General features: G+C 58.3%; 9 protein-coding genes. 3 read left to right on the forward strand and 6 right to left on the reverse strand.

Translation table 11 applies throughout. The features are described 5' to 3' along the window. The first annotated feature begins 249 nt into the window (after positions 1-249). Positions 250-1593 carry an ABC transporter substrate-binding protein gene (locus tag ACYVIS_RS09020; protein ID WP_232744178.1) on the forward strand — a complete coding sequence of 448 codons (1344 nt, stop codon included), beginning with the start codon at positions 250-252 and terminating at the stop codon, positions 1591-1593. A 65-nt stretch (positions 1594-1658) separates the two neighbouring features. Here the strand turns inward: ACYVIS_RS09020 and ACYVIS_RS09025 are convergent, their stop codons facing one another. The 4 genes from ACYVIS_RS09025 to ACYVIS_RS09040 are packed head-to-tail and all read right to left on the reverse strand — an operon-like array spanning position 1659 to position 5516. Then, positions 1659-2846 carry a branched-chain amino acid ABC transporter permease gene (locus ACYVIS_RS09025; RefSeq protein ID WP_460873814.1) on the reverse strand — a complete coding sequence of 396 codons (1188 nt, stop codon included), beginning with the start codon at positions 2844-2846 and terminating at the stop codon, positions 1659-1661. A gap of 16 nt (positions 2847-2862) precedes the next feature. Further along, positions 2863-3981, reverse strand: a complete 1119-nt coding sequence (locus ACYVIS_RS09030) for a branched-chain amino acid ABC transporter permease (protein ID WP_232744180.1) — start codon at positions 3979-3981, stop codon at positions 2863-2865. A gap of 13 nt (positions 3982-3994) precedes the next feature. Continuing rightward, positions 3995-4702, reverse strand: a complete 708-nt coding sequence (locus ACYVIS_RS09035) for an ABC transporter ATP-binding protein (RefSeq protein ID WP_232744181.1) — start codon at positions 4700-4702, stop codon at positions 3995-3997. After that, positions 4683-5516, reverse strand: a complete 834-nt coding sequence (locus ACYVIS_RS09040; RefSeq protein WP_232744182.1) for an ABC transporter ATP-binding protein — start codon at positions 5514-5516, stop codon at positions 4683-4685. Before ACYVIS_RS09040 ends, ACYVIS_RS09035 begins: the two co-directional genes overlap by 20 nt. Here ACYVIS_RS09040 and ACYVIS_RS09045 point away from each other — a divergent pair. Both ACYVIS_RS09045 and ACYVIS_RS09050 read left to right on the forward strand, forming a co-directional pair. Further along, positions 5515-5877, forward strand: a complete 363-nt coding sequence (locus ACYVIS_RS09045; protein WP_232744183.1) for a hypothetical protein — start codon at positions 5515-5517, stop codon at positions 5875-5877. The genes ACYVIS_RS09040 and ACYVIS_RS09045 overlap by 2 nt on opposite strands. 194 nt (positions 5878-6071) lie before the next feature. Further along, positions 6072-6347, forward strand: coding sequence for an SWIB/MDM2 domain-containing protein (locus ACYVIS_RS09050; RefSeq protein ID WP_232744184.1), 276 nt, complete (start codon positions 6072-6074; stop codon positions 6345-6347). Positions 6348-6555: 208 nt separating this feature from the next. On the opposite strand, the gene ACYVIS_RS09055 is transcribed toward ACYVIS_RS09050, so the two are convergent. Next, the gene (locus ACYVIS_RS09055) at positions 6556-6921 is read right to left on the reverse strand and encodes a DUF4870 family protein (RefSeq protein WP_232744185.1); all 366 of its coding nucleotides are present in this window, start codon (positions 6919-6921) and stop codon (positions 6556-6558) included. Between the two features lie 122 nt (positions 6922-7043). After that, positions 7044-7232 (reverse strand): hypothetical protein (locus tag ACYVIS_RS09060; protein WP_460873815.1); only part of this gene is annotated, 189 nt, incomplete at its 5' end.

Below are 7232 nucleotides of genomic sequence, written 5' to 3' on the forward strand. Positions count from 1 at the left end.
TCCGGCCCGCCTCTTTAAATTCGCGGCCCGAACGGCCATGCGGCCCCATGGGTACAAAGCATGTGCCATATCTTATTGCTACCCGGCCCTTCAGGCCTACTTCTTTTTGCATATCAAGGCTTATTTGCTTGACAGTTGCCATAAATCCGGCGGTAATATAAAGCTACAAATGGACCGCGCCAGACTCGAGTTCATCCGAGCCCCATGTGCTGCCTGAATACGATGAAGATCAACCCCAGGAGACATACTATGACTGACCAGAACTCGAGCCTCATAAGTCGCCGTAAATTCTTTGTATCCGCCGGAGTCGCCGGAGGGGCAGTAATATTCGCCAGCGCATTCCCGCGCAGGGCCTTCGCAGCAGCGCCGCCGGCCATCAACCTTGGGCAAATTGCGCCCATGACCGGCGCGGCGGCGGAATTCGGCCCCTATTACCGCGATGCCGTGCAGCTTGCCATCAATCATATCAACACGGCGGCCCAGCAGGTATTCGGCGGCCCCATCATCGCCAAACACATCACGGTCGATACCACGACCGTGCCCACGGTCGGCGTTCAGGCCGCGCGCCAGATGGTCGACACGGCGCATGTGCCGGCGATCGTCGGCGGCTGGTCCAGCGGGGTCACCGTGGCGGTTGCCACCTCGGTCACCATTCCCTCGGGCGTGCTGCAGATCGCCAATGGCGCCACATCCCCGCTGATCACTGTGCTGCCGGCCGATGCCAAGGCCGACCTGCTGTTCCGCACCACCGCTTCGGATGCTTTGCAAGGCGTGGTGGCCGCGCAGTTGGTGAATGGCGAAATCATCCCCACGTACAAGTACAAATCGGTATCTACCATCTATATCAATAACCCCTACGGCCAGGGCTTGTCCAATGCCTTTACGGCCTCGTTCGAGAAGCGCGGCGGCAAGGTGCTTGCCCAGGTTCCGCACCCCGAACAAGTGCAAGCCACCTACCGATCGCAGCTCGAGGCCGCGCTCAAGGGCAAGCCCGAATTGCTGTTGTGCATCAGCTACCCGTCGCACACGGCGGTGTTCCTCAAGGAATCGCGCGATATCTTCAATTTCACCACTTGGCAGTTCACCGACGGCAATGCATCGCTGGATGTAGTCAAGGCGGTGGGCGCCCAAAGCATGGACGGCAAATTGGGCACGGCACCCGGCGAAGACACCACCACCGCTTCCTATAAGGATTTCTCCAAGACCTTCCTGAAAGATTTCAAATACGACCACATTCCGCCATTCACCGCCTCCACCTATGACGCCGGCCTGGTCATCGGCCTGGCGCTGGCCAAGGTCATCGCCGGAGGCGCAACCGACCCAAGCAAAATCACCGGAACGGCGCTGCGCGATCAATTGCGGGTCGTCGCCAACCCGCCGGGCGAATCCATAGAAGGGGGCGACCAGGGCCGCGTCACCGAAATGCTCAAGATGATCAAGGCGGGCAAGAAAATCAATTACACCGGCGTGGCCGGCCCCTGCGATTTCGACAAGAACGGGGACGTCATCACGCCGATCAATATCTGGAAGTTCGACAAGGGCGAGGTCCAGACCATGAAGACTTTGCCCGCGGCTTCGATTCCCAGCGTCTAGCTCGGCGAATCCCCCCATTACGCCCGGCCTATGCGGCCGGGCGTAATCTTTGAACCGGCAACGGTTTATTTCAGGAAGCGGGAAACGATCTTGCGTTCCTTGAAGATGCCCTCGGGGCGATAAAGCACGATTCCCGCCAGCAACAAGCCGACAAGCATCCAGCGCAGGAAAGCAGTGCGGGAGGCAATCTGCGGTGCAATCGAGCTCAAGGCAACTTGCAGCGAATCGGTCAGGAAACCCGTGCCACTCCAGACCCCCCAAATGACAAAAGCTCCGAGTATGGCGCCCTTGTTGTTGCCGCTACCTCCGAGCATCAGCATCACCCACACGAGAAAAGTAGCGAACAGCGGCTCAAAGTGGCTGTAATCGATAGTGACCATATAAGGGGCATACAGCGCCCCGCCCATACCCATTATCACCGCGCCCAGCACGAAGGACTGGATCCGCAGCGATGTCACATTCTTGCCATTCATGGCAGCCGATTGTTCTTCGTCACGCACGGCTCGCAGCGCCCGTCCCCAGGGGGAGCGCACGGCGATTTCCAGCACCAGATAGATGGCCGCCAGGACCAGGATGGTGATGTCCAGGTACAGATAGCTATAGTCGCGCGGCGTCAGGGGCTCGAGCAGCGAGGCCAGTGATTGAGGCAACCAGGCGCAGCCAGGATGCTCGAACACGCACGACAAGGGTTGGGGAATGCCGCTCAAAGGCTGGGGACCATTGGCCAGCCAGCGTTCATTCTGGAATATGAGGCGTATGATTTCCGCAATGCCCAGGGTGGCAATGGCCAGGAAGTCGGTGCGCAGGCGCAGCACGGGCAGGGCAATCAGGTAGCCCACCAGCCCCGAAACCACGCCGGCCGCAATCAGGCCTATGAGGAATGGGGCATGCAGCCCGAATGCCTGATGCGCATATTGAGCCATCAAGCCGCTGGGAACGGCCGTGACAAACAAAGCGGTAGTGAATGCGCCGACGGCGAAGAAACCGGCAATGCCGAAATCCAGGTGGCCGGCATAGCCCCACTGCGAATTCAAGCCCAGGCTGAGAACAGCGTAAATGGACGCCATGATGGAAAACGACACAATGTAATCCATGCCGCCCGGGAAAAAAGCCGCCAGGGCGAAAGCGACGGCCACACCCAGGGCCGCGCCCGCGGGAATCCGCCAGAGCCAGCGCAGCGGCAAGACCGCGAAGGCCAGAAACATGAACGGAATGATCAGGAAAACAGCCTTCAGGGTAAGAATCGGACTCATGGGCTTTTTCCTTTTTTCATTTTTCGCCGAAAAGACCCTGGGGACGCACCACCAGGACCAGCACCATCAGTGCAAAGGCCACGGCAGGCCCATAGGCGGGATTCATGAAGGAGGACGTCACCTGTATCGCCACGCCAATAACAATGGCTCCCACCAGCGCGCCGAAAGCATTGCCTATGGTGCCCAGGATCACCGCCGCAAACATGGGCAGCAACAGAGTGAACCCCATGTCCGGCCGCAATTGCGAGGCGAGCCCATACATGACCCCGCCCGCCGCCGCAAGCGCTCCGCTGATGCCCCAGGTCCAGGCCGTCACCCGCTCGGTATCAATGCCCCGGATCTGTGCCAGATCGGGATTGTCCGCGGTCGCGCGCATGGCCTTGCCCATTCTGGTCTTGGCCAGCAAAAGGTAGACCAGCACCACCAGCACCACCGCCAGCGCCAGCACGAAAATCTGATCCGCCTGCACCCGTATCTGCCAAGGCAAGTGCAGGGCCGGGTTGGCTCGGCCCACATAGAAGAAGTGAAAATCCGAGCCCCACAATATATAAATGCAACTGCGCAGAAAAAATGCCATGCCCAGCGAAGCCATGGCAAACAGAACCATGGGCGCTTTAGTCCTGCGCAAGCGGCGATAGAGCACACGATCGAGCAGTACCGAGATCAGCCCTGTCACGGGAATCGCGACCAGCAGGCCGGCCACCAGTTCCCAGCCGAAGGAAAAATGCCAGATCGGGGCGCTTTTGGGCAGCACCGAGACCACGGTATAGGTCACGTAGGCACCGATAGTCAGCAGTTCGCCGTGTGCGAAATTGGGAAACTTGAGCACTCCATAGCATAGCGTGAGCCCCGCGCCGCCAAGCGCGATGATCGCCCCGAGCATCACCCCCCAGATGGTCAGGGACAGCAGTTCGACCAGGTTGCCACCCAGTGCCAGGCCCAGCAGCCACATTACCGCCAGAATGACCAGCAGGCCCAGGCCCATGGCCGTGCGGCTCTGCAGCGCCGAGGCGGCCCATGAACCGCGCGGGGCACCATCGGCCGCCGGAGATTCCGTGCCCGGCGCCGGCACGGCCCCGCCTCCGGTGTCCGGAACCACGGGCGCCGCGAACGGCTTCTGTCGAAAGAGTGACATACGCATCAGCAGTTCATCCTCCTAGATAAAGGCGCCCGACATTCGGATCGGCCAACAGGTCCGGGCCAGTGCCTTCGTGACGGTTCTCGCCGCTGGCAAGCACGTATCCACGATGCGCCATCTGCAACGATTGCCGGGCGTTTTGCTCTACCATCAGAATGGCAATGCCGGTCTGGTTGATGCGTACGACCCGATCGAAAATCTCGTCGACCAGCCTGGGGGATAAAGCCGCGGTCGGCTCATCGAGAAGCAAAAGCCTGGGGCTCAGCATCAGGGCGCTACCCATGGCGACCATCTGGCGCTCACCGCCCGACATTTTGCCCACCATTTGCCGCCGCCGCTCTTTGAGCCGCGGAAACATCTCGTAGATTCGCTGTTTGGCCGCATCGATATCGCCACTGGCCAGAGTGAAGGCGCCCATTTCCAGATTTTCGTCGACCGACAGGTTGGTGAATACATTGGCCACCTGGGGTACATAGCACATGCCGAGCTTGACGATCTGGTGCGCGGCGAGTTGGGAGATCTCGTGGCCGGCAAACGCAACGGAACCCTCGCGCGGATGCAGCAGGCCGAAGACTGTCTTCATGAGCGTAGACTTGCCCGCGCCATTGGGCCCGACGATGCACACGATTTCGTTTTCATCGACCCTCATGGAAACCTGTCGCAGCACTTCCGAATCGCCATAGCCGCAGCTTACCTTGTCAACGTTCAACAGCGGCATACTGCCCTCCCAGGTAGGCTTCAAGCACGCTTTGATTGCTGCGGACCTCTTGCGGCGAACCTTCCACGAGCTTGCGGCCTTCGCTCATCACGATCACCGGATCGCACAGATTCATGACCATATTCATATCGTGCTCGATCAGCAGAAAGGTGATGCCGCGTTCGCGCGATAGATATTCGATATTGGCCACGAGCCGTTTGAGCAGAGTGCGATTGACACCTGCCGCCGGCTCGTCCAGCAGCACCAGTTCGGGGCCGGTCATGAGCGTGCGGCCGAGTTCCAGCAATTTTTTCTGGCCACCCGAAAGATTGCCCGCGTATTCGTCCTTGACATGGGTGAGCTCGATATATTCGAGCACCTCCAGCGCCTTGGCGCGATTCTCGTGCTCTTGCCGGCGAACCGCGCCAGGCCTGAGCCAGGTATTCCAGATATGCTCGCCGATCTGCCCCTTCGGCACCAGCATGAGGTTTTCGAGCACGCTCATGCTGCCATGCTCGCGCGGAATCTGGAAAGTCCGGCACAGCCCGCGCGTGAAAATCTGGTCTGGGCGCATGCCGGCGATATCCTGGCCCTTGAAATGAATACGCCCCGAATCCGGGGCGATGAAACCGGTGATGATATTGAACATCGTGGTTTTGCCGGCGCCATTGGGTCCGATCAGCCCAGTGATGGTGCCGCGGCGCACACTCAGCGAACACTGATCGACAGCACACAAGCCACCGAAGTTCTTGGAAATGCCGCGCACGTCGAGCAGATCGTCGGACGAGCCTGCGGCGCCATCATCCATTAAGCCTGAGTTGGATTGTTTTGCCATGGTCAGCGAAAAATCTCCTCCTTGCGGCAAACCGACAGATATTGTCCGGTCCGGACAGACACTGCGCCATCCATCGCGCGGGCCGCCAACTGATGCGCAAGACCCGGGTAAAATGCTACATTCAGTAAATCTTATCACAGTAACCTTGGCCGCAACGCGCGGCGATACCCCGCAAAAACCCGCAGCCTGCGCAAGAAAAGAGTCCAGGAAAACCAACCATCCGGCAATATCCATGGGCTTTCAAACAGGGAGCGAAGCACCGTCAGCCCTTCTTGTTTCAAGAAAATACAAATTCCGATTTATTTCGAGCGCCCGGGCAACACATCGTAGTTCGCCATGCTTTTCTTTTAAAACCGAGTAAAAACAGGGCGAAAAGGAGTCAATCCGCTGTCTATTTCGCCATAAAGCAATATCGGGCCGAATGCCTCGGGAACACCCTCACCCAAGAGCGGCTATTTTTTAGAAATTTTCTGCATAAATCGCTTTGTTTTTCCGAGCATCTCAAGTTATGCTCAAGAAAATGTTTTTTTCACCCATTCCGAGGAGCACTACTCTATGGCAACAACCGCGAAACCCGCAGCCCGCAAACCGAACGCCGCGTTCATGAAGCCACTAACACCTAGCGCTACCCTGGCAGCCATTATCGGGCCCGAAGCTGTACCGCGCACTGAAGTCACCAAGAAAATCTGGGACTACATCAAAAAGCACGATCTGCAAGACCCCAAAAACCGCCGCAACATCAATGCCGATGTAAAGCTGCGCCCCTTGTTCGGCAAAGATCAAGTGTCAATGTTCGAACTCACCAAGCTGGTCAGCGGCCATCTCAAATAAGCCTGGCTGAACCAAGCGGCAACAAACCGGCTGAGCGCGTTGATTCGGATAAAAAACCAGCCGAGGCCCTCTACGAGAAATCAAGGGTTTGTCGCAAATTTTTTATTCGAACCTTAAGCAAGTCCGCAGCGATGAATTAACTGCGCTGCCGCCATAAAAAAACGCCGCCTGAATCCAGGCAGCGTTTTTTTTGTGTGTAATCTGAAACCTACAGATCCGTATAGGGCGATTGCCCTGCAAACAAGGCAAGCCAGCCTTTGATCAGACGATACAGCACCCAGACCACAGCAACCAGACCCGTTGCCCAACCTATGAATAAATGGGTTGCGATGGCGCTCAGGACGAGCCACAACAAGCCCCACCAGAATGTTTTGAGGATCCAGTCGAAATGCCCGGCGCATACCGTGCCTGCGGCGTCGCCGCGCTTCAAGTAAGCCAGGACAATGGCTGCCACGGTGGCAAGGCCCAGGAACCCCGCACTGATCAGTCCCAGGGCAAACAAGCCGTATATCACATGCGTAATGGTGCGCATGGCGGGACCCTGCTGGTCTTCTGGCGGCAACGCCTCGATCATACTAATCTCCGGTAATAGGCCAAGACAGATGGCAAGCTTGTTATTTTAACTGTTCCATTGCCAAGCAGGCAGATTTTCACACAGTGCAGCGCGCATCGAGACCGTGAAGGAGCGTAAGACGATCAGGCTTCAGGATCAAGAGGTCCAGGCCGGGCGCTTGCAGCCCAAGAGCGAGTCCCGGATGCTTTTTTATAGGTGGTGTTGGGATAGGGCCCGGCACGCGCAGCCGAGTTGCGGCTACGGCCGCTACCCAAGGCAAACGCCCCGGCAGGGTTGAGCCTGTCGGGGCGATTGGTACAGATAAGAGCCTG

The organism is Paralcaligenes ginsengisoli (genome assembly GCF_054781135.1).